Origin of the sequence: Sphingomonas sp. CARO-RG-8B-R24-01, assembly GCF_022662295.1 — a bacterium.
In the GTDB taxonomy this organism is placed as follows: Bacteria; Pseudomonadota; Alphaproteobacteria; order Sphingomonadales; family Sphingomonadaceae; genus Sphingomonas.
This window is the reverse complement of sequence record NZ_JAKNQI010000018.1, coordinates 1-3,135: the sequence shown is the minus strand read 5'-3', so window position 1 is coordinate 3,135 and position 3,135 is coordinate 1. Positions and strand designations below refer to the sequence as shown.

The 3,135-nt window shown below is 53.5% G+C and carries 2 rRNA genes; both read right to left on the bottom strand.

From position 1 onward, the window contains the following. Positions 1 to 20: 20 nt before the first annotated feature. Positions 21 to 135, bottom strand: a 5S ribosomal RNA gene (gene rrf / locus L8G49_RS20890). 157 nt (positions 136 to 292) lie between these two features. Next, positions 293 to 3,088, bottom strand: a 23S ribosomal RNA gene (locus L8G49_RS20885). Positions 3,089 to 3,135 lie beyond the last annotated feature (47 nt).

Here is a 3,135-nt window from a genome sequence, read left to right as displayed (position 1 = left end):
TGCTGCTCACCGGCTTCAATGCCTGGCGACGACCTACTCTTCCATCGCTTAAGCGATAGTACCATGGGCGCAGTCAGGTTTCACGGCCGAGTTCGGGATGGGATCGGGTGGGGCACTGACGCTATAGCCACCAAGCAATGGAGCCGGTGAACAGCGAAGTTGGGTTCGTATCTTAAAATCAGTGCACGCTTTACGTCGTTCTGAAGATGGTAGTTGTTAATCAGGCGTTGCATTTGATCATCCGCCATCTGCGACATCTGGATTTCCCAGGATTGTCATTGATGGTGGGACTCTCAAGCGCGAATAGAGCAATTAGTATCGGTTAGCTCCATGGATTACTCCACTTCTACATCCGATCTATCAACGTCATGGTCTCTGACGGCTCTATGAAATCTTATCTCGAGGGAGGCTTCCCGCTTAGATGCTTTCAGCGGTTATCCCGTCCATACATAGCTACCCTGCTGCGCTCTTGGCAGAACGACAGGTACACCAGAGGTATGTTCAACCCGGTCCTCTCGTACTAGGGTCAACTCCTCTCAAATTTCGACGCCCACGGCAGATAGGGACCAAACTGTCTCGCGACGTTCTGAACCCAGCTCACGTACCACTTTAATTGGCGAACAGCCAAACCCTTGGGACCTGCTCCAGCCCCAGGATGTGATGAGCCGACATCGAGGTGCCAAACAACCCCGTCGATATGAGCTCTTGGGGGTTATCAGCCTGTTATCCCCGGCGTACCTTTTATCCGTTGAGCGATGGCCCTTCCACGAGGGACCACCGGATCACTATGACCGACTTTCGTCTCTGCTCGACTTGTCAGTCTCGCAGTCAGGCGGGCTTATGCCATTGCACTCTAACAGACGGTTTCCAACCGTCCTGAGCCCACCATTGCGCGCCTCCGTTACTCTTTAGGAGGCGACCGCCCCAGTCAAACTACCCGCCACAGAGGGTCCCTGATCCAGTTTCATGGATCGAGGTTAGACATCAGAAACAAACAGGGTGGTATTTCACCTATGGCTCCACGTCAGCTGGCGCCAACGCTTCAAAGCCTCCCACCTATGCTACACAGTTTCTTCCTAATGCCACTCTGAAGCTGCAGTAAAGGTGCACGGGGTCTTTCCGTCTAACCGCGGGAACCCCGCATCTTCACGGGGAATTCAATTTCGCTGAGCATGTCCTGGAGACAGTGGGGAAGTCGTTACGCCATTCGTGCAGGTCGGAACTTACCCGACAAGGAATTTCGCTACCTTAGGACCGTTATAGTTACGGCCGCCGTTTACCTGGGCTTCATTTCAGAGCTTGCACCCCTCCACTTAACCTTCAGGCACCGGGCAGGCGTCAGGCCCTATACGTCGTCTTGAAGCCGACTTAGCAGAGCCCTGTGTTTTTGCTAAACAGTCGCTACCCCCTGGCCTGTGCCCCCAACAAGAGCTTGCGCCTATGTTGGGCCTCCTTCTTCCGAAGGTACGGAGGCAATTTGCCGAGTTCCTTCAGGACACTTCTCTCAAGCGCCTTGGTATACTCTACCTGACCACCTGTGTCGGTTTCGGGTACGGTCTATACGGTGGGGCTATTTCCCGGGACCTCTTCGAGGCCGTCCCAATCCGATAAGGGACGACAACACACGAGATCCGTCACACACCACCAGGCCCACGAATATTAACGTGGTTCCCATCGACTACCCCCTTCGGGCTCGTCTTAGGGGCCGGCTCACCCTGCGCGGATTAGCCTTGCGCAGGAACCCTTGGTCTTTCGGCGAAAGGGCATCTCACCCTTTTTATCGCTACTCATGTCTGCATTCGCACTTCCGATACCTCCACGACCCATTACCAGATCGCTTCTCAGGCTTACGGAACGCTCCGCTACCGCGTACCATATAAATGGCACACCCTAAGCTTCGGTGCGTGTCTTGAGCCCCGTTACATCTTCGCCGCAGAACCTCTTGATTAGACCAGTGAGCTGTTACGCTTTCTTTAAAGGATGGCTGCTTCTAAGCCAACCTCCTGGTTGTTTTGGAAGTTCCACATGCTTTCCCACTTAGACACGACTTGGGGACCTTAGCTGTAGGTCAGGGCTGTTTCCCTTTTGACGACGGACCTTAGCACCCGCCGTCTGTCTCCCGGATATCACTCCTAGGTATTCGGAGTTTGGTTAGTGTTGGTAGGTCTCGCGACCCCCGCAACCATCCAGTGCTCTACCCCCTAGGGTGTCCATCCGAGGCACTACCTCAATAGTTTTCGCGGAGAACCAGCTATTTCCCGGCTTGATTGGCCTTTCACCCCTAAGCACAACTCATCCGGTAACTTTTCAACGTTAATCGGTTCGGACCTCCAGTGCATGTTACTGCACCTTCATCCTGGTCATGCATAGATCGCCGGGTTTCGGGTCTAATACATCAAACTCTGGCGCCCTATTCAGACTCGCTTTCGCTGCGCCTACACCTAACGGCTTAAGCTTGCTTGATACATTAAGTCACAGACCCATTATGCAAGAGGTACGCTGTCAGGCCTCAAGGACCCTCCAACTGCTTGTAGGCAATCCGTTTCAGGTACTGTTTCACTCCCCTCATCGGGGTGCTTTTCACCTTTCCCTCACGGTACTAGTTCACTATCGGTCGCATACGAGTATTTAGGCTTAGAGGGTGGTCCCCCTATGTTCAGACAGGATTACACGTGTCCCGCCCTACTCGAGTCCTGAATTCTCACTTTCGCATACGGGGCTGTCACCCGCTATGGCCACTCTTTCCAAAGTGTTCTGCTAGTTGAAATTCAGGCACTGGCCTGGTCCGCGTTCGCTCGCCACTACTAACGGAATCTCGGTTGATGTCTTTTCCTCCAGCTACTGAGATGTTTCAGTTCGCCGGGTTCGCTTCACGAAAGCTATGTATTCACTTAAGTGATACCTAACCCCATTTAGCGTCGCACTCAGTTACCTGAATGCGAAGTTAAACGGGATAGGTGGGTTTCCCCATTCGGAAATCTGCGGGTCAAAGGTTGCTCACACCTCACCGCAGCTTATCGCAGCGTGCCACGTCCTTCATCGCCTGTATGCGCCAAGGCATCCACGAATTGCCCTTACCTCACGCTTGAGAGTCCGCACCACCAACAACAACACTGGGCATGATCATGACGATCA